This is a genomic window from Sphingobium sp. YR768 (genome assembly GCF_900111125.1).
GTDB lineage: Bacteria > Pseudomonadota > Alphaproteobacteria > Sphingomonadales > Sphingomonadaceae > Sphingobium.
Genome location: NZ_FOGE01000008.1, coordinates 39,223 through 57,161 on the forward strand (window position 1 = coordinate 39,223; position 17,939 = coordinate 57,161).

The 17,939-nt window shown below is 59.7% G+C and carries 18 protein-coding genes; 6 read left to right on the top strand and 12 right to left on the bottom strand.

Translation table 11 applies throughout. The features are described from left to right. Nucleotides 1-86: 86 nt before the first annotated feature. From BMX92_RS11450 to BMX92_RS11505, 12 genes are read right to left on the bottom strand one after another with little or no spacing between them, the layout of a single operon-like run. Nucleotides 87-1,349, bottom strand: a complete 1,263-nt coding sequence (locus BMX92_RS11450; RefSeq protein WP_256213392.1) for an NAD(P)/FAD-dependent oxidoreductase — start codon at nucleotides 1,347-1,349, stop codon at nucleotides 87-89. A 5-nt stretch (nucleotides 1,350-1,354) separates the two neighbouring features. Continuing rightward, entirely contained in the window at nucleotides 1,355-2,557 is a 1,203-nt protein-coding gene (gene pcaF / locus BMX92_RS11455) for a 3-oxoadipyl-CoA thiolase (RefSeq protein WP_093016510.1), read from the bottom strand. 5 nt (nucleotides 2,558-2,562) lie between these two features. After that, nucleotides 2,563-3,333 carry a 3-oxoadipate enol-lactonase gene (gene pcaD, locus BMX92_RS11460; RefSeq protein WP_093016512.1) on the bottom strand — a complete coding sequence of 257 codons (771 nt, stop codon included), beginning with the start codon at nucleotides 3,331-3,333 and terminating at the stop codon, nucleotides 2,563-2,565. A gap of 2 nt (nucleotides 3,334-3,335) precedes the next feature. Next, complete coding sequence (locus tag BMX92_RS11465) at nucleotides 3,336-3,653, bottom strand: 2Fe-2S iron-sulfur cluster-binding protein (protein ID WP_093016514.1); 318 nt, start codon at nucleotides 3,651-3,653, stop codon at nucleotides 3,336-3,338. Nucleotides 3,654-3,668: 15 nt separating this feature from the next. Then, nucleotides 3,669-4,316 carry a 3-oxoacid CoA-transferase subunit B gene (locus BMX92_RS11470; RefSeq protein ID WP_093016516.1) on the bottom strand — a complete coding sequence of 216 codons (648 nt, stop codon included), beginning with the start codon at nucleotides 4,314-4,316 and terminating at the stop codon, nucleotides 3,669-3,671. Beyond that, nucleotides 4,316-5,023: a CoA transferase subunit A gene (locus tag BMX92_RS11475; RefSeq protein ID WP_093016518.1), complete on the bottom strand. Its 708-nt coding sequence runs from the start codon at nucleotides 5,021-5,023 to the stop codon at nucleotides 4,316-4,318. The genes BMX92_RS11470 and BMX92_RS11475 overlap by 1 nt, the downstream gene beginning before the upstream one ends. Before the next feature lie 12 nt (nucleotides 5,024-5,035). Further along, nucleotides 5,036-5,821 (bottom strand): benzoate diol dehydrogenase BenD, encoded by a 786-nt coding sequence (gene benD / locus BMX92_RS11480; protein ID WP_093016520.1) that lies wholly within the window; start codon nucleotides 5,819-5,821, stop codon nucleotides 5,036-5,038. An 11-nt stretch (nucleotides 5,822-5,832) separates the two neighbouring features. Next, the gene (gene benB / locus BMX92_RS11485) at nucleotides 5,833-6,348 is read right to left on the bottom strand and encodes a benzoate 1,2-dioxygenase small subunit (RefSeq protein ID WP_093016522.1); all 516 of its coding nucleotides are present in this window, start codon (nucleotides 6,346-6,348) and stop codon (nucleotides 5,833-5,835) included. Beyond that, complete coding sequence (locus BMX92_RS11490; protein ID WP_093016524.1) at nucleotides 6,345-7,709, bottom strand: Rieske 2Fe-2S domain-containing protein; 1,365 nt, start codon at nucleotides 7,707-7,709, stop codon at nucleotides 6,345-6,347. Before BMX92_RS11490 ends, benB begins: the two co-directional genes overlap by 4 nt. Nucleotides 7,710-7,723: 14 nt before the next feature. Beyond that, entirely contained in the window at nucleotides 7,724-8,650 is a 927-nt protein-coding gene (locus tag BMX92_RS11495) for a dioxygenase family protein (protein WP_093016526.1), read from the bottom strand. Between the two features lie 30 nt (nucleotides 8,651-8,680). Then, a complete protein-coding gene (gene catC, locus BMX92_RS11500) occupies nucleotides 8,681-8,971 on the bottom strand; it encodes a muconolactone Delta-isomerase (protein WP_093016528.1) in 291 nt (96 codons plus the stop codon). 5 nt (nucleotides 8,972-8,976) lie between these two features. Then, the gene (locus tag BMX92_RS11505) at nucleotides 8,977-10,149 is read right to left on the bottom strand and encodes a muconate/chloromuconate family cycloisomerase (protein ID WP_093016530.1); all 1,173 of its coding nucleotides are present in this window, start codon (nucleotides 10,147-10,149) and stop codon (nucleotides 8,977-8,979) included. 111 nt (nucleotides 10,150-10,260) lie between these two features. Between BMX92_RS11505 and BMX92_RS11510 the strand changes: the two genes are divergently transcribed. The 6 genes from BMX92_RS11510 (at nucleotide 10,261) to maiA (ending at nucleotide 17,837) form a co-directional block, all read left to right on the top strand. Next, complete coding sequence (locus BMX92_RS11510; protein ID WP_093016706.1) at nucleotides 10,261-11,184, top strand: LysR family transcriptional regulator; 924 nt, start codon at nucleotides 10,261-10,263, stop codon at nucleotides 11,182-11,184. Between the two features lie 428 nt (nucleotides 11,185-11,612). After that, on the top strand, nucleotides 11,613-13,472 hold the full coding sequence (locus BMX92_RS11515) for a tannase/feruloyl esterase family alpha/beta hydrolase (RefSeq protein ID WP_093016532.1): 1,860 nt from the start codon (nucleotides 11,613-11,615) through the stop codon (nucleotides 13,470-13,472). Nucleotides 13,473-14,076: 604 nt separating this feature from the next. Beyond that, the gene (gtdA, locus tag BMX92_RS11520; RefSeq protein ID WP_093016534.1) at nucleotides 14,077-15,129 is read left to right on the top strand and encodes a gentisate 1,2-dioxygenase; all 1,053 of its coding nucleotides are present in this window, start codon (nucleotides 14,077-14,079) and stop codon (nucleotides 15,127-15,129) included. After that, nucleotides 15,126-15,821: a fumarylacetoacetate hydrolase family protein gene (locus BMX92_RS11525; protein ID WP_093016536.1), complete on the top strand. Its 696-nt coding sequence runs from the start codon at nucleotides 15,126-15,128 to the stop codon at nucleotides 15,819-15,821. Before gtdA ends, BMX92_RS11525 begins: the two co-directional genes overlap by 4 nt. Nucleotides 15,822-15,872: 51 nt before the next feature. Then, nucleotides 15,873-17,198 (top strand): MFS transporter, encoded by a 1,326-nt coding sequence (locus BMX92_RS11530; RefSeq protein ID WP_093016538.1) that lies wholly within the window; start codon nucleotides 15,873-15,875, stop codon nucleotides 17,196-17,198. A gap of 12 nt (nucleotides 17,199-17,210) precedes the next feature. After that, nucleotides 17,211-17,837 carry a maleylacetoacetate isomerase gene (maiA, locus tag BMX92_RS11535; protein WP_093016540.1) on the top strand — a complete coding sequence of 209 codons (627 nt, stop codon included), beginning with the start codon at nucleotides 17,211-17,213 and terminating at the stop codon, nucleotides 17,835-17,837. Nucleotides 17,838-17,939 lie beyond the last annotated feature (102 nt).

Here is a 17,939-nt window from a genome sequence, read left to right on the forward strand (position 1 = left end):
CCTCAGCCTGCATGGAGAATGCCAAGCCGCTGACGAACCTTGCCATTAAGAACGCAAGGACGCCGCTATATGCCGTCTGATCGACTTTAGGTTGAGACCAGTTCCTTGAGCGGCGTCCCGACATCAGCCAGCTTTGCGATATCAGGCCTAATACCGTTCTCGACCAGTTTGCGACCTTGGACATAGTCCTTCACGCTGTTGACGCAGTCAATCGCCACTACCCTGCGGTCTTTGAGATAGACGACGGAAAATGCGCTGTCGGCAGGCGTTCCGCGTACTACAGTCTCGTCGAAGCCGACATTGATGCCGGCGGTCTGAAGCTTGAGATCATATTGGTTAGACCAGAACCATGGGAAAGCCTTGTAAGGTTTGGCATCGCCGCAAATCGCCTTCGCCACGCAGGTCGCCATATCATTGGCGTTCTGCACCGATTCGACCCGCATCACCTGACCACCGGCAAAGTCGCAGGCGAAGGCAGCGCAATCCCCGATTGCATATATGTCGGGCAACGATGTGCGGCAGAAGGCATCGACGTCCACGCCATTGCCCCCTGTCGCGCCCGCCAGAATCAAAGGTTCGACCGCCGGAACGATGCCGATACCAACGATGACCGCCTCTGCGGGAATATGTTCGCCATCCTCCAATCGCACCGCCGTTACCTGACCGTTTTCGCCCTCCAGGCATTCGACGCGGGCGTTCAATCGAAGGTCAACACCATGATCGCGATGCGCTTGCTGATAGAAGCCGGATAGTTCTTCGCCCGCGACGCGCGCCAGAACCCTGGGCAGCGCTTCCAGCAAGGTCACGTTGAGGCCCAGTTTGCTAAGGACAGCTGCTGCTTCAAGCCCGATATAGCCGCCGCCAATGACCACGATATCGCGCTTGCCCGCGTCAATTTCTGCCATCAGAGTATCGCAATCGGCGCGGGTACGAACCGCATGCACTCCGGTCAGGTCGGCGCCCGCGCAGCTGAGCCGGCGCGGATCGCCTCCTGTTGCCCAGACCAGTTTGCCATAGCCAAGGCTGCGTCCGTCGGAGAGTGATAGCTGCCTTGTTAAAGGATCGACCGCCTCAACTTGGGTGCTGAGCACAAAGTCGATATTCTTCTCGGCCCAGAAAGCGGGCGGGCGGATGTGAAGCCGCTCGAACGCTTTCTCGCGCGCGAAATAATCCTTGGACAGGGGCGGTCGCTCATAGGGGAATTCAGGCTCGCGACCAACGATCGTAACGGTGCCGGTAAAGCCATTCTGGCGCAGGGCTATGGCGCATTGCGCGCCGCCATGGCCTGCGCCAACGATGACGACATCGGCTCTGCTCGAAACGCTGCTGTCCATATCTGCCTTGGCCATGGTCGTCACACCCGTTCCAGCAGTAAGGCAAGCCCCTGCCCGACGCCTATGCACATGAAGGCCAGCCCATAGCGGCCACCCGTGCGGTGCAGCTCCTCTACCGCCGACAGCGCAATGCGCGCGCCCGACATGCCAAGCGGATGGCCCAGCGCGATCGCTCCGCCATTGGGGTTGACGCGGGGATCGAACGGATCGACGTCGAGGTCTCGCAGTGTTGCGATCGCCTGGCTGGCAAAAGCTTCGTTGAGTTCAATCACATCGAGCTGATCAACTGTCATGCCATTGCGCACGAGCAGCTTGCGCGCCGCCTCGATCGGCCCTGCACCCATGATCCGAGGCGCGATGCCGGCTGCCGCCATCCCGATAACCCGAGCTCGGGGCGTCAGCCCCTGTGCCGCTGCAGCAGCCTCGGACGCAACCAGCATCGCCGCCGCGCCGTCGTTAAGACCAGACGCATTTCCTGCCGTCACTGTACCGTCAGCCTTTACCACGGGCTTGAGCTTTGCCAGCGCCTCCAGGCTGGTGGCACGCAAATGCTCGTCGGCCTCGAACAGGACCGGATCGCCCTTGCGCTGCGGGATAGACACCGGAACGATCTCGGCAGCCAAACGACCGCTTGCCTGTGCCCGGGCAGCCTTGTCCTGGCTAGCTAGCGCAAAGCGATCCTGCTCCTCGCGGCTAACACCCCATTGTTCGGCGACATTCTCACCGGTCTGGGGCATGGTGTCGACGCCATAGGCTGCCTTCATTGCCGGATTGATGAAGCGCCAGCCCAGCGTCGTATCCTCGATCTTCTGGTCGCGGCCAAAGGCGCTGCCCGCCTTGCCCATCACATAGGGCGCTCGGGTCATGCTCTCAACACCACCGGCGATCAGGAAATCTCCGTCACCACTGCGGATCGCCTGCGCCGCAATGCCCAGCGCATTGAGGCCCGAACTGCACAGGCGATTTACGGTCACGCCCGGCACATTTTCCCCCAGGCCCGCCAGCAGAACAGCCATGCGCGCGACGTTACGATTGTCCTCACCCGCCTGATTGGCGCAGCCCAGGATCACGTCGTCAAGCGCCGACCAGTCGGCCTTCCCATTGCGCGCCATCAATGCCTTGAGCGGCAGCGCTGCAAGATCGTCTGCGCGAATGCTGGAGAGCGAGCCGTTGAGCTTGCCGATAGGGGTGCGCACGGCGTCGCAGATGAAGGCTTGCGCCATAAGTCTCAGCGTTCCAGGAAAGAGGTGATGACGCCCGCCAGCGCTTCAGGCGCTTCCAACGGGGCAAGATGCGCGGCCGCCAGCGCCACATGCGCCGCGCCGGGGATACGGGCCAGCAGGTGCTCGCCATGCCCTTCGAACGGGGTCGATGTGTCGCGCGTACCAGTGACGACCAATGTCGGGCAGGCGATATCGCCGATCCGATCGGCCAGGTCCATGTCCCGGATCGCCGCACCACAACCGGCATAGCTCTGCGCATCCATCGCCAGTAGTTGACGCCGCACCGCTTCATAAATGGCCGGTTCGGCGAGGTCGGAGAGGAAACGGCCCATGGCGAGGTCGGCAATGGCGGCCATCCCCTCCCCACGCACCTTGGCGATCCGATCGTTCCAGGATGCGCTATCCATCGTTGCGGACGTGCAGGTGGGTAGCAGCTTCTCCATCCGGCCCGGTGCCCGCAACGCCACTTCCATGCCGATCATGCCGCCTAGCGAGACCCCGGCAATCGAGAAGCGATCAAGGCCGGCCGCATCGGCAACCGCCAGCACATCGTCCGCCAGCATCGCGAGCGAATAGTCGCCCGGTTCGGCAATTGACGCGCCATGGCCGCGTGTGTCGATCCGCAAAAGCGCGAAGCGGTCGCGCAGATGGGGCAGCACGCCGTCCCACAGATCCATGTCGGTGCCGATGCTGTTCAACAGGATGAGCGCGGGAGCATCATCGCGCCCATCACGCTTCCAATAGAGATTGGCGCCGGCGCGCTGCGTGAAGGCCATGCTCAATCCTCCGGCGCGATGGCGACGCGCAGCCCGTCGAGCGCGGCCGTCATCATGATCTGACAGGACAGGCGCGAACGCTCGCCACGATGGTCGGAAGAATCGAGCAGATCATCTTCATCACCACTGGCCGCGCCGACCACGCCAACCCATGCCTCGTCAACGAAGACGTGACAGGTCGCGCAGGAACAGCAGCCACCGCACAGAGCGAGCAGTTCGTCAAAACCATTGTCGCGAATGGCTTCCATCACGGATATGCCTTCACGGGCATCAATGTTCGTTTCGTCCCCCGCACGGTTGACGACGATCAGATTGGGCACTGGATTATTCCTATTTCAGACAGCTTCGAGGATCGCCAGCGGCGCGCCGGTCTTCTCGATCACTTCGGCTTCGGTCACGCCGGGCGCCAGTTCGACAAGGGTAAGGCCGCCCTTGGCACGATCGACGGCGATCACGGCGAGATCGGTGATGATGAGGTCGACGACCGCCTTGCCGGTCAGCGGCAACGAGCAGGTCGGCAGGATCTTGGGGCTGCCATTTTTCGACACATGGTCCATCACCACGACCACGCGCTTGACGCCCGCGACCAGATCCATCGCGCCGCCCATGCCCTTCACCATCTTGCCGGGAATGGTCCAATTGGCGAGGTCGCCATTGGCCGCCACCTCCATCGCGCCCAGCACCGCCATGTCGATATGACCGCCCCGGATCATCGCGAAACTGTCCGCCGAGGAGAAGAAGCTGCTGGTTGGCAGCGCGGTGATCGTCTGCTTGCCAGCATTGATCAGGTCCGGGTCCGCCTCGCCCGCGAACGGAAACGGGCCGATGCCGAGCATGCCGTTTTCGCTCTGGAGCGTGACGTTAACGCCTTCGGGCACATGGTTCGCCACCAGGGTCGGGATGCCGATGCCAAGGTTCACATAATAGCCGTCGCGCAGTTCCTTCGCGGCGCGCGCCGCCATCTCGTCGCGGGTCCAACTCATTATGCGGCCTCCCTTTCGCGGACGGTCAATTTTTCGATCCGCTTCTCGTTGATGGTGGAGAGGACGATGCGATCGACATAGATGCCGGGTGTATGGATGCAGTCGGGATCGAAGCTGCCTTCGGGCACGATCTCCTCGACCTCGACCACCGTCACCTTGCCAGCGGTCGCCATGTTCGGGTTGAAGTTGCGCGCGGTCTTGCGGAACATCAGATTGCCGGCCGGGTCGGCGCGCCACGCCTTGATGATCGAAAGGTCAGCGCGCAGCCAAGTTTCGCGAACATAATCTTCGCCCTCGAAATTCTCGACCGGCTTGCCTTCGGCCACCACCGTGCCGACGCCGGTCTTGGTGTAGAAGGCGGGGATGCCCGCGCCGCCGGCACGGATGCGTTCGGCCAGCGTGCCCTGCGGCGTCAGTTCCAGTTCCAGCTCACCCGACAGATACTGGCTCTCGAACAGCTTGTTCTCGCCCACATAGGAGGAGATCATCTTGCCGATCTGCCGGCTTTCGAGCAGCATCCACAGGCCAAAGCCGTCCGCGCCAGCATTGTTGGAGATGACGGTCAGATCTTTGACCCCGCTCGCGCGGATTTCCGGGATCAGGCTTTCGGGATTGCCCGACAGGCCAAAGCCGCCAGACATGATGGTCATGCCATCGAACAACAGGCCTTCCAGTGCCTGGGCCGGGCTTTCAAAAATCTTTTGCATGGGATTGTTCCTTCAGCCGATATCGCCGCCCGCAACGGGCAGGACCGATCCGGTCACATAGCTGGCCTCGTCCGAGGCGAGGAAAAGGATCGGCGCGATTTGTTCATCGAGCGTGCCGTAGCGCTTCATGAAGGCCGACGACGTCACCTGCTCCACAGCCTCGGCCATCCAGGTCTGTTCCTGAACATTGTCGCCTTCAGCGTTGCGCGGCACGCGGCGCGGCGGCGCACTTGTGCCCCCAGGCGCGGTGGCAACGACGCGAATGCCGCTCTCTGCATATTCCATTGCCAAGGCCTGGGTCAGACCGTTGATCCCGCCCTTCGCGGCTGAATAGGGCACACGGCGAATGCCGCGCGTGGCGTTGGACGACAGGTTGACGATGATCCCCGCGCCCTGATCCAGCATCACCGGCAGAACGGCATGGCAGCAATATAATGTCGGCATCAGCGAGCGGCGAATCTCCGCGTCGATCTGCGCCGGTTCGAACTGCGCATAGGGTCGCATGCGAATGGCACCGCCCACATTGTTGACGAGGATGTCGATGCGACCGAACGCCGCGACCGCCGCCGCCATGGCCTGCGCTGCACCTTCATAGGTTTCAAGGTCGCAGGTCACGGAGACGGCCTTGCCGCCCGCCGCGATGATTTCCTGCTCCACCTCTGTCACGAATTCAGCCCGGTCGACGAGAACGAGGCTAGCGCCCTCGGCAGCCGCGCGAATGGCTACGCCCGCGCCGATGCCCTGCGCCGCGCCTGTCACGACCATCACCTTGCCGGCGAAGCGTCCCTGGAAGATCATCGCCCGGCTCCTTAGATATGATAGACGTCGATGACCTGATGAATATAGTCGTCCTTGAGGACGATCTTCTTCTTCAGGATCTTCGGCGTCGCGCCGCTGACGTCCAGCGTCACAAAATTCGTACCGAAAAACTGCTGCGTCTTCTGATAGCGATGGCTAAGCGTATGCCAGTTATACCGTAGCTCAACCGTGTCGCTGCCGGTTTCCAACACTTCAATGTTCGACAGAAAATGCGAGGTGCGCGCTTCGGGCGTGCTGGCGGAAGATCGTTCGGTCTTCAACCGGTAAACACGGTCCTCTAGCCCCTTGCGGTTGCCATAATAAATGAGCGAGATTTCGCTGTGCGGATCGGTGGTCAGCGCATCATCGTCGGTCCAGGCCGGCATCCAATATTCGCACTGCTCCGAATAGCACTCCAGCCATTCATCAAGTTCGCGATCGTCGAGCAACCGCGCCTCGCGATAGAGAAAGGCGCAGATGTCCTGGTAGGAGAGCGCAGCGCGCTCCTTGTCGAGAACCAGTGTCATTCCGCTGCCTCCATCATCGGTGCGGCGCTGGCATCCTTGGCCATGCCATCGAGCATGATCTTTGCCCAGAATTCGTGCTGGCGCACGAACAGGCCTTCATCCTCGCTACGTTCGCTCGATAGCAGCGGATTCATACCCATGGCGGTCGCATTTTTGTCAGGGCCAGCGATCCAGCGCGTCGCACCACGACTAAGGTCGTTCCACAGGTCACCAGCGCCCTCATAGGCCGACTGGCAGCTACGGAATTCCTCAAGATCATCAGGTGTGCCCATGCCCGTGACGTTGAAGAAATCCTCATACTGGCGAATGCGGTGAGCACGATCCTCTGCGCTCTCGCCCTTGGGCGCGTAGCAATAGATTGTGACCTCGGTCGTATGCACGTCAATCGGCCGCACGACGCGGATCTGGGTCGAGAACTGATCCATCAGGAACACGTTGGGATAGAGCGCCAGATTGCGGGTCTGTTCGAGGATGAACTTCGCCTTATCCTCGCCCAACCGCTCGACCAACTGGTCCTTGAGGTTCCAGACCGGACGGACCTCCGGGTTCAGCACCTGCGTCCACAGCAGGATATGGCCATGTTCGAAGCCATAGACGCCGCTGGCCGGCGCCTTCGACCAGCCATTGGCGTCGACCGCCTTGGTCCCGCCTTCGGCGCGGCGGCCCATGGTCGACTGGTAATTTTCATGGACCGAGCTGACATGATAGCCATCGCAGCCATTTTCCATCTGCATCTTCCAGTTGCCATGGAAGGTGTAGGTGGAATTGCCGGTGAGCAGTTCCAGCCCCTCGGGCGCCTGGTCAACCATCTGATCGATGATGACCTTGGTCTCGCCCAGATGCCACTCAAGCGGCAACACATCATGGTTGAGCGACCCGAAAATGAAGCCCCGATAGCTTTCAACCCGGACCTTCGTCAGATCATGCGACCCTTCATGGTCAAAGCTGTCTGGATAGGCACCGGTGCTGGCATCCTTGGCGCGCAGCAGCTTTCCGTCGGTCTTGAAGCTCCAGCCGTGGAATGGGCAGACGAACAGCGGCTGGTTGCCGCGCTTGCGGCGGCACAGCTTGGCACCGCGGTGGGCGCAGGCATTGACGACGCAATTGAGCCCGCCATCCTTGGCCCGCGTCAGGATCACCGGGGTATGGCCGATCCAGGTGGTGAGATAGTCATTCTTCTTCTCGACCTGGCTCTCATGGGCAAGATAGACCCAGTTGCTCTCGAAGATGTATTTCATTTCAAGATCGAACAGGTCGGGATCGGTGAAGACGTCGCGACGGCAGCGGAAGATGCCTGTCTCCGGATCGTCAACGACCGCCGTTTCGACACGATGGCGCAGAAGCGCGATAGTACTAGTCATGATCTTCTCCCCGCTCAGGCCGGTTCTTTGACCGGCTCAACAGCATCCACGACCAGGCGCTTGCGTGTCGAGAACACCTCATCGCCTTTATCGTCGGAGCGCTGCAAGTGAAAGTCGAAGGCGATATGCGCGCTGTCACCCTGACGATTGGGCACTGGCAGCAGTCCTTCGCGGGTGCCAAAAGCGAAATCGTCGGCAGCGAACGGATCGTCGCCGAAGTTGATCTGCGTCGTCAGTCGACGATAGCCCGGCGCCTCAATGAAGAAGTGCACATGCGCGGGGCGGTTGCCGTGGCGGCCAAGCGCCTTCATCAGCGTGTCGGACGCGCCACCGGGCGGCACCGAATAGCCGTTCGGCATCTTCGACGAGAAGGCATAGGTGCCATCTGCTGCGATCTTCAATCGGCGACGATTGTTAAAGGGCGTTTGCTCGTGAGTCGGATCGAAATGCGAGTAGAAGCCGTGGGAGTCCGCATGCCACACATGAACGAGGCCTTCGGTTACCGCCTCGCCATCAGGGCCCATGATACGGCCGGTCATATACAAGGTCTCAGTATCGTCGGCATCGTCGGTCAGGTACGCTCCGCTCTCAACGATCGGGGCGTCCTCCACGTAGAGCGGCCCTTCGATCGTGCGCGGCGTGCCGCCAAGCTTGCCAGCTTCGGCATCCTTGGCATCAAGGTAGAGATCGATGAAATGTTCAAGGCCAACACCGGGCATCAAGAGCCCAAGCTCCCCGGCGCCGGCCGCACCCTGAAGGAAGTTGACGGCATTCCAGACCTCGTCCTCACTGACGTCATAACGGGCAATGATGGTCATGCACGACTCGATCAGATCACGCATGATCGCCTTTAGACGATCATCGCCCCCTTGCGTATCGAGCCCCGCTACACGGTCGAGCAGGTTCTGGATTTCCGGTGTTTCTACAAAGCTGGTACCCATATTTTCTCTCCTAGGCTTACAATCTGTTGGTCAGCGATCATCCTCATGGATCGAGGAGGGATGGCGGCAGAGAGGCGTCACCTTCATGGTCATGAAAGGATAGAGCGGCAGCGCCATCAGCGTATCGTGCAAGGCTGCATTGCTTTCGACGTCGAAGATCGAGACGTTCGAATAGAGACCCACCTTGCGCCAAATATGGCGCCATGTGCCCGCAGCCTGTAGTTCCTGAAAATAGGCCTTTTCAGCAGCCTTGATCCGGGCAGCTTCGTCCGCGTCGAAATCCAGCGGAATGTTGACGTCCATTTCAACCATGAACAGCATGGGTTTCAGGCTCCTGCGGATACGGGGTGTAGAACGGGCACGCCAACGACCGATTTCGGCCGATCGCGTCTGAAAAAGGCGAGCTTATCCTCATCAAAGGCGATGCCGAGGCCGGGACCGGTGGGAACGGCGAGCGAAAAATCGCCATATCCGAGCGGTTCGCTTAGAATATCCTCGGTTTGAAGCAGCGGACCGAACAATTCGGTACCCCATGCCAGCTCCGGCAAAGTGGCAAAGACGTGGGCCGATGCCACCGTACCCACACCACCCTCCAGCATCGTGCCGCCATAGAGGCCAATCCCGGCGGCAGCGCCGATGGCAGCCACCTGCGCGGTCGCGAACAGGCCGCCCGATTGCGCGATCTTGAGTGCGAACACGCCTGCTGCATTGGCAGAAGCGATCCGCATCGCGCTTCGCGGTCCATTGAGCGCTTCGTCGGCCATTAGTGGCACCGACAGGTTGGTGGACAAGCGCGCCATCGCGGCGATCGCGTCGCCCGCAATTGGCTGTTCGACAAGGTCGCACCCGACATCGTGCAGCATCGCCATACCGATCTTGGCCTGCGCCTCCGACCAGTTCTGATTGACGTCCACGCGCACGCTCGCGCGATCGCCAAGCGCCTTGCAGATAGCGCCGACATGGGCAACGTCGTCACGTACGTCACGCTTGCCAATCTTAAGTTTGAAAATGCGGTGACGCCGGCGATCCAGCATCTCCTCGCCTTCAGCAATATCGCGCGCGGTGTCGCCGCTCGCCAGCGTCCAGGCCACCGGCAGGCCGTCTCGCACCCGGCCTCCTCCGATCAGTTCGGACACCGGCATGCCCAGCCGCTTGCCCGCCATGTCAAGCAAAGCCGTCTCGACCGCACATTTGGCAAAATGGTTACCGCGCACGCAGCGGGCGACCTTGCCCATAGTGGCGCCTACTTGCGCCAGATCGCAAGTTTCCAGAACAGGGATGATATAAGTGTCGATTGCCGACTTGATGCTTTCGGGGCTTTCCTCGCCGTAGCTGAGGCCGCCGATCGTGGTGCCCTCCCCTATTCCCTCAATGCCATCTACATCCGTCAGGCGGACGATCACCATCGATTGGGCATGCATGGTCGCCATCGCCAGCACATGCGGGCGGATCGTCGGCACATCGACGATGAAGGTATCGGCGCGGCTCAATCCAGCCATTGTGGCGACTCTCCCATTTGCTTACGTTTCATGGGATAGCTACTCCAGCACCAGGAGCGGTTCAAAGATCAATGCGGTCAACAGTCTATACTTTGGAGGTATAAGTTAGTGATAGACATGCGCCTCTTGCGCTATTTCGTGGCAGTGGCGGATGAAGGCAGTTTCAATCGCGCCGCCAACAGACTGCATATCGCCCAGCCCCCCTTGTCGCGTGCGATCCAGCAACTTGAGGCCCAAGTTGGCGCTCCCCTGCTCGACCGGGCCAGCCGTCCGCTCAGGTTAACAGATGTCGGGCGCCTTCTTCACGCTCAGGCGCTGCAACTGTTGGCGCGCATGGAGGATGTCGAAACGATGGTGAAGACCGTCGCAACCAGTCAAAGCCGTCGACTGGTGATCGGGTTTGTCGCATCGACCATCTATGCGCGCCTCCCCGAATTGATCCGGGAGTTTCGCAAAGCGGCCAAGAATGTTGAACTGGTAATGGTCGAGAGCACGACGCTTGAACAGATCGCAGCGCTCAAGGATGGACGCATCGACGTCGGTTTCGGCCGCATCCGGTTCGAGGATCCAGCAGTGCGACGCGTAATCCTGCGCCATGAGAAGCTGATCGCAGCCTTTCCGGCCGATCATGTGCTGGCACATGGCGATGGCCCGATCTCGCTGCGTGACCTGGCTGACGAACCGCAGATCATCTACCCGCGCGCGCCCCGCCCCAGCTACGCCGACCAAGTCATCTCTCTGTTCCGCGACCATGCGATCGAGCCACGCATCGTCCATGAGGCTCGCGAACTCCAGATTGCGATCGGCCTTGTTGCGGCCGAAGAGGGAATGGCGATCGTTCCGGAATCCGTTCGCCGCGCGAGAAGTCACGATGTCGCCTTCCGCGAACTGGCCGAGCAAGCAACATCGCCAATCATCATGAGCCATCGACCTGGCGATCAATCTCCTGAACTAAAATTGATGACATCGATCATCGCTCGGCAATATGCGAGTTGGGGCTATGAAGTGCCCGCTGTCATAACCGAAACCCATTAGATTTGGGTGTGCAGTGAGCGCGACATGCATGAACTGCTTTTCAGTTTCACGTTGCGAGAGTTTGCGCCTCTATCCAACGGCTCCATAAATGCTTTCCAGCCGGTCATATCGCGTATGAAAGAACATCACCGCGCAGAGCATCGTTCGCACATTATGCTGCCCCCGGCATGGGCTTCAAAATCCTGAACGCAAGCAGCCATAGCTCCTGCCCGGCGCAGCTTGGCTGAAAGCCCAGTCATCGCCTGCTGACCGGACCCAACCACCACCGTCTTACACACACCTTGGCGACGTCTACCGCCGGCGCAGCAAAGCCAAGAGAAGCGCGCCCCAAAGAACCGGACTAGCCCAGCCTCGAATTTGACATTATACAATCTTTTTTATTTTCTAAAATTATCTGATTTCAGCATTTTAGGGGAGATTTGAGGAATATGTCGAAAATCATTCGACTCGCCAGTATCGCCGTGGCGACGCTCAGTCCGCTTGGCTTTGGCAACATGACGGGAATAGCCGCTTATGCTGCACCAGCTTCGCCCGAGCGCTCGCCAATGAAGAGCTTGCCCAGTTGCGACGATGGCTTGAAAGCCCTTTTCAGACCCGATGACGAAACACGCATTGTGCAAGTGGCCTATATCAAAAAGGGCAGCCCCCTTATCCTTGAAGCGTCCACGCAGCCCGACATCCCGATTGCGACGGCAAATATCTGCATGGTCAAACTCTTGGTAGGCCCCGGCAATCCTGGCCCTGCTGATGCACCTTCAACATCGGACGGGATCGGAATCGAGGTCTGGCTGCCGGATTCGGGTAACTGGAATGACCGTCTTCATGCTCTTGGCGGCGGCGGCTGGCAGGGCGGACCGGCCGCGCAGCCAGGTGCTATTGCAAGCCTGCAAGCGGCCGAGGTGGCAATGCGCGAAGGCGCTGTGTCTTCAACAACTGACACCGGTCACAACGTTATGAGCGGGAGCTTCGCGATGCTTCCCGATGGGTCCATCAACTCTCGATTGTGGAATGATTTCTCATCTCGCGCAATCCACCAGCAAGCGGTCAAATCGAAGGCGTTGGCGGCTCTCTATTATGGCAAAAATCCACGCTACGCATATTGGGACGGCGGCTCGACGGGTGGAAGGCAAGGTCTCAATCTCGCGCAAAACCATCCTGACGACTTTGACGGGATCATTGCCATGTACCCCGCGATAAACTGGACGCGCTTCATAACCTCTGAGTTATATCCTCAGATCGTCATCCAAAGAGACCTTGGCGGACACGCGCTTGACAAGCAGAAGCTCGACCGAGTGTCCAACGCAGCAATCTCGGCATGCGATACCGTTGGAGGCCAGCATCTCGGCTATATAATTGACCCGGTACGATGCCATTATGATCCAACTCGCGACGCTTCTGTCATATGCGTTGACCAAGGCGGGAAAGCGCCCGTGCCGACATGCCTTACCGTTGCCGAGGCGCGTGCGGTGAACAAGATCTGGTACGGCATGACTTCCGATGGAAGCGCGCCTGACCCTTCGATCGACAACGGTTGGCACCCCGATCCGCAGAAGCTGGCGGCCTTGTCGCAGCCGCGCCGCTGGTTCGGCCCCGCCCGCGGGACCAAGCTTTACCTGGACTATCCCGGTTTCGAAGGCCTGGCCAATCCCGACCATCCATTCTCCATCGCTACGCATGTCGTCGCGCTGGAAATGCAGGACGCAACGATTGCAGAGCCCAACTTCCAAAATCTGACAGCAAATGGGCAGTCAAAATGGAAGAACCTTACATTTGCCCAACTGTCCCACGCCTTCGACCGTGGAATTGCGTTGCAGTCGGCATTTGGAAATATCAATACCGACAATCCTGACCTTAGCGCCTTTCGTAAGCGCGGAGGAAAGCTTTTGACATGGCATGGAATGGCCGACGAGGTCATCGCAGCGCAGGGCACGGTGCATTATTATCAAAGCGTCGCCGAAGAACTCGGAGGCATCGACCAAATACGTGCTTTCTGGCGCCTCTTTCTTGTCCCCGGACTCGGCCATGGCACACCGAACGGGACAGCTAACTCCAAGGCCGTTGTTCCAAACTTTGCGGAAGGCCAATTCTATTCGGCCCTTACCGAATGGACCGAAAAGGCCGGCAAGCCCCCTGCCCAAATGGTTCTTGAAGCCGGCGACGGCGCTTCTGCCAGACAGATGCCGATCTGTTCCTTCCCGCAGACCATAAGCTATGTGAAGGGTGACCCGAAAGCGGCTGCCAGCTATCGCTGTTCTGGTTCTGGCGGGGCATCGGCAAACAGCCGCTAAACAACACACAATGCGACAACAGGCGCCCGGAAATAGTGCCGCGGCCCTGTTGCGCCTGTCATTTGTTGAAGCCTGCACCGTTCAATTCGTGAGACTTAGCCCCGCCTCTTGTCGGCGCGCTTCCATGCGCCTGACAGCCGGACATATGATCCCCGCCGATTGGACGATGCGCGTGCTCATCCACGAGAAGATATGCTCGAACAATAGCCAAGGCGGGCTCGCTGTGGCTGGTTGGCTCCGACATACGCGATTTCAACGGTACGATCATATCTAGAATCGCGCGCTACCCCTTTCCGATCCTATCGGCCGCCATATGCTTTGGCAGGCAACCGAAGAACGCCGTTTTGCCTGTATCGCCTTACCTCCCAATATCTGGCGGATGGTCAACACAAAGAGCTGAGTCAGCTTCTCCATTGTGCAAACGATTTGACATTAAGGAATATGTTGAGCAGGATGAGCGCTACCGGCGGGAGATCGGTAGGGTAAGGAGAGGAGCTGCGCAGACCGTGGCCGCCATCCGACCAGCTCCTTTCGGCTGGGCCTTCTGGGCCGAAATTCTTGCCAAGCGTGGCCGCAAGCGTCCTGGCAATCAATCGGAGGCAAGATGAACAAGCCGCTGCCCAACGACCAGCTCTCGCAGCTTGAGGCTCTTTATGCCGAAATGGCGCCGCAAAGCCTCACCCCCCTATGGGAAGTTTTGAGCGCGCTGGTACTGAACCAACCTCAAAGCCCCGCTCAGGTGCATCGCTGGAGTTACGATCTGGCGCGCGACTATCTCATGCGCGCCGGCGACCTGATCTCGGCCGAGCAAGCCGAGCGCCGCGTTCTCATTCTGGAAAATCCAGGGCTTCCGGGGCTTTCAGCGATTACGCCGAGCCTCTACGCAGGACTCCAGCTGATTCTGCCTGGCGAGGTGGCACCTTGCCATCGCCACAGCCAATGCGCCCTGCGTTTCGTCATCGAAGGCGAGGGAGCTTATACGGCAGTCGACGGGGAAAAGGCGATCATGCGGCCTTTTGACCTCGTGCTGACGCCGGGCGGTCAGTGGCACGACCATGGCAACTTCACCGATAATCCGATGATCTGGCTCGACGGGCTCGATATACCGACGGTTCGCCATTTCGATGCCAGCTTTGCGGAGAAGCTGCCCGAGGCGACGCATCCGCAAACGGTGAAATCAGGCGACACACTGGTGCGATATGGCCACAATATGCGGCCGATGCGCGGCGGCGTGGCAGATCGTCGGCCACAGCACCAGCCACTCTTTCATTACACCTATACGAGCTGGCGTCCTGCGCTCGACGCGATGGCAGCCGGAGCGGAAATCGATCCCCATCTGGGTCATGCGCTCGAATTCCTTAACCCAGCCAATGGCGGTCCGATCATGCCAACCATCTCCGCTCATGTGCGGCTGATTCCACAGGGCTACACTACCCTTTCGCGACGCTCGACCGACGGCACGACATTTGTCGTGGTCGAGGGAGAGGGCGAGGCCCGCATTGACGGCGAATCCCTGGCGTTATCGCCACGCGACATCTTCGTAGTACCTTCCTGGAAGGCCCTTGAATTCTCAGCCCGAAGCCAGCTCGTGCTGTTCGGCTTTTCTGACAAGGCTTCCCAGCAAAAACTCAATCTCTACAAGGAGCAACTTGCGTGACCCTTTTTGAAGTTCTTCCGCCTACGCTCGCCAAGACAACCGGCGGGGACGATTTTCCGGTGCGCCGTGTCTTCTGCGTCGGCAGGAACTATGCAGGCCACGCGCGGGAGATGGGACGCGATCCCGATCGTGAACCGCCCTTCTTCTTCACCAAGTGGGCCGAGACGGTCGTTCCGAGCGGATCGACTATCGCTTACCCGAGCGAAACGTCGGACTTCCATTACGAGGCGGAACTGGTCGTTGCCGTCGGCAAAGGCGGTAGGAACATCCCGGTCGAGAGCGCCTTAAACCATGTCTACGGCTATGCGACGGGCCTCGACATGACCCGCCGCGATCTCCAGCTGACGGCGCGCGCCCAAGGGCGGCCTTGGGATACCGGCAAGAATGTCGAGCAGTCTTCGCCTCTGGGCCTCATCCACCCCGCTGCGGACGTCGGCCATCTCGAAAAGGGCGCAATTCGCCTCACAGTAAATGGCGAAGTGAAGCAAGATGCGGATTTGACGGAGCTTATCTGGCCCGTCGCTGACGTCATTGCCTTTCTGAGCGCTCTCTACCGGATCGAGCCAGGCGACTTGATCTACACTGGCACGCCCGCAGGCGTCGGTGCAGTCGTAGAAGGAGATGTCGTTCTCGTCACGATCGAAGGTCTCGAACCAACGCAAGTCACGATCGGCCCTAAAGCCACCGACTGATGTTTACCGTTTCCAAGGCGGCGTGAAGACCGCCGTTAGAGGAGGCCAGTTATGACAGTCATGGTTGCGGAGGCCGGGTCGGCCTCCGGGATCGACGCAGCGCGCTTTGGTTCCTATCAGTTCAGGATCACCGCGCTGTGCGCCCTCATTGCAGGTCTCGACGGCTTCGACACCCAGGCTATCGCCTATGTGGCGCCAACGATCGCTGAAACCTGGAAACTGGACAAGGCGGCTTTCGGTCCCATTTTTGGGGTCGGGCTGCTCGGCCTGACGGCGGGCGCATTCATTCTTGGTCCTCTGGCGGACCGCATTGGTCGCAAGCTGGTCATCATCCTATGTACGGCAATCTTTGGCCTCTTTGCGCTCCTTACGGCCGGAGCGACGAACATCGACCAATTGCTTTTCTACAGGCTGCTGACCGGCATAGGACTTGGCGGTGCCATGCCCAACCTCATCGCCATCACCAACGAATATGCGCCCGCCCGTATCAAGGCGACCCTGGTGACAGTCATGTTCTGCGGCTTTCCACTGGGATCGACGATCGGTGGTGTCGTGAGTGCGCCTCTCATCGCCCGGTTTGGCTGGGAGGCGGTCTTCATCTGTGGGGGGATCGTGCCACTCGCCCTCATTCCGATACTTTGCATTGCCATGCCGGAATCGGCCCGTTTCCTTGCGATGAAAGTCGATGGAGAAAGACGGGTCACGCCAATTCTGCGCCGGATCGACCCTCGCTTGAACCCGGCCGATTTCGTTGCGCAGGTTCGAAAGGAGGCCGACGCGGGCGCAGCCGGGAAATTTCCGATATCCGGACTGTTCCGCGGCGGACGAACACCAACCACATTGCTGTTGTGGCTGGCCTTCTTCATGAACCTGCTGGTCATGTATTTTCTGGTGAACTGGCTGCCTTCGCTTCTGCGCGGTAATGGCTTGTCCCTTAAAATCGCAATCGCATCGACCGCCACACTCAATCTTGGCGGTGTCGTGGGCGCGATAATGTTAGGAAGGCTGATCGACAAACGCGAACCAGCCATCGTCCTTGGCATTGCCTATCTGGCATCGGCCGTCTTCATCCTCATCATTGCCTATTCCAGTGCAAATGTCGCCCTGCTGCTGGCAGGCGCCGGAGCAGCGGGCTTTGGCATAGTTGGCGGCCAGATCGGCTTGAACGCTGTCGCCGCTTCCACATATCCAGACGCTGTGCGGTCCACGGGCGTCGGCTGGGCACTGGGCGTGGGCCGCATCGGATCGATCCTTGGTCCAGTGGCAGGCGGCGCGCTGCTTGGCCTTGGCTGGTCGAGCCAGCAGTTGCTCCTTATGGCGCTTGTGCCTGCGCTGATCACAGCCATCGCCGTCTTCCTCCTTCGTAAAGTCAGATAGAAAGGCTTTAATGTGCTTCTACATGGGTATTTTCGGTCAACCGCGTCCTATCGGGTTCGTATTGCGCTCAATCTTAAGAGCATCGCCTATAGCGACGCTTTTCACCATCTGCGTCGCGGCGAACAAAATGCGCCAGATTATCTCGCCCTTAATCCCCAAGGCCTTCTCCCAACGCTGGAAACCGGGGACGCTGTACTGACGCAGTCGCTGGCGATCTGCGAATATCTCGATGAGGTCTATCCAGATCCGCCGATTATCCCTTCGGGGGTAATGGAAAGAGCGCATGTTCGCGCATTCTCCCAAGCGATCGCTTGCGACATCCATCCCGTGCAGAATCTCAAAATCCTAGACCGACTGCGCGCCCTGGGCTTAGCTGATGCCGATATAAACAGCTGGGCAAGGACAGTGATCGAGGACGGGCTTGCCGCCTGCGACATGCTGATCGCGGGAACCGACACCCCCTTCTGTTTCGGCGACGCACCGACGCTTGCCGACATCTGCCTGGTTCCACAGCTTGTGAATGCACGCCGCTTCGGGGCGGATCTTAAATGGGATCGGCTTCTTGCAATCGAGGCGCGGTGCCTCGAACTTGATGCATTTGCAAAGGCTTCCCCCGAGCAGCAGCCGGACGCCGAATAGTCGTCATCAACGCCGGCTGTGGATTCAAAGCCCTGCATCCGAACTGGATGCAGGGCTTTGACACAGTAACAAATAGACAAGCCGCTCCAGCCAAAGTCCCAA

Bases quoted from the DNA above. Each gene is read 5' to 3' on its own strand.
- BMX92_RS11450 (WP_256213392.1), bottom strand. From the start codon at position 1,349: ATGGCCAAGGCAGATATGGACAGCAGCGTTTCGAGCAGAGCCGATGTC.
- pcaF (WP_093016510.1), bottom strand. From the start codon at position 2,557: ATGGCGCAAGCCTTCATCTGCGACGCCGTGCGCACCCCTATCGGCAAG.
- pcaD (WP_093016512.1), bottom strand. From the start codon at position 3,333: ATGGCCTTCACGCAGCGCGCCGGCGCCAATCTCTATTGGAAGCGTGAT.
- BMX92_RS11470 (WP_093016516.1), bottom strand. From the start codon at position 4,316: ATGAGTTGGACCCGCGACGAGATGGCGGCGCGCGCCGCGAAGGAACTG.
- BMX92_RS11475 (WP_093016518.1), bottom strand. From the start codon at position 5,023: ATGCAAAAGATTTTTGAAAGCCCGGCCCAGGCACTGGAAGGCCTGTTG.
- benD (WP_093016520.1), bottom strand. From the start codon at position 5,821: ATGATCTTCCAGGGACGCTTCGCCGGCAAGGTGATGGTCGTGACAGGC.
- benB (WP_093016522.1), bottom strand. From the start codon at position 6,348: ATGACACTGGTTCTCGACAAGGAGCGCGCTGCGCTCTCCTACCAGGAC.
- BMX92_RS11490 (WP_093016524.1), bottom strand. From the start codon at position 7,709: ATGACTAGTACTATCGCGCTTCTGCGCCATCGTGTCGAAACGGCGGTC.
- BMX92_RS11495 (WP_093016526.1), bottom strand. From the start codon at position 8,650: ATGGGTACCAGCTTTGTAGAAACACCGGAAATCCAGAACCTGCTCGAC.
- catC (WP_093016528.1), bottom strand. From the start codon at position 8,971: ATGCTGTTCATGGTTGAAATGGACGTCAACATTCCGCTGGATTTCGAC.
- BMX92_RS11505 (WP_093016530.1), bottom strand. From the start codon at position 10,149: ATGGCTGGATTGAGCCGCGCCGATACCTTCATCGTCGATGTGCCGACG.
- BMX92_RS11515 (WP_093016532.1), top strand. From the start codon at position 11,613: ATGTCGAAAATCATTCGACTCGCCAGTATCGCCGTGGCGACGCTCAGT.
- gtdA (WP_093016534.1), top strand. From the start codon at position 14,077: ATGAACAAGCCGCTGCCCAACGACCAGCTCTCGCAGCTTGAGGCTCTT.
- BMX92_RS11530 (WP_093016538.1), top strand. From the start codon at position 15,873: ATGACAGTCATGGTTGCGGAGGCCGGGTCGGCCTCCGGGATCGACGCA.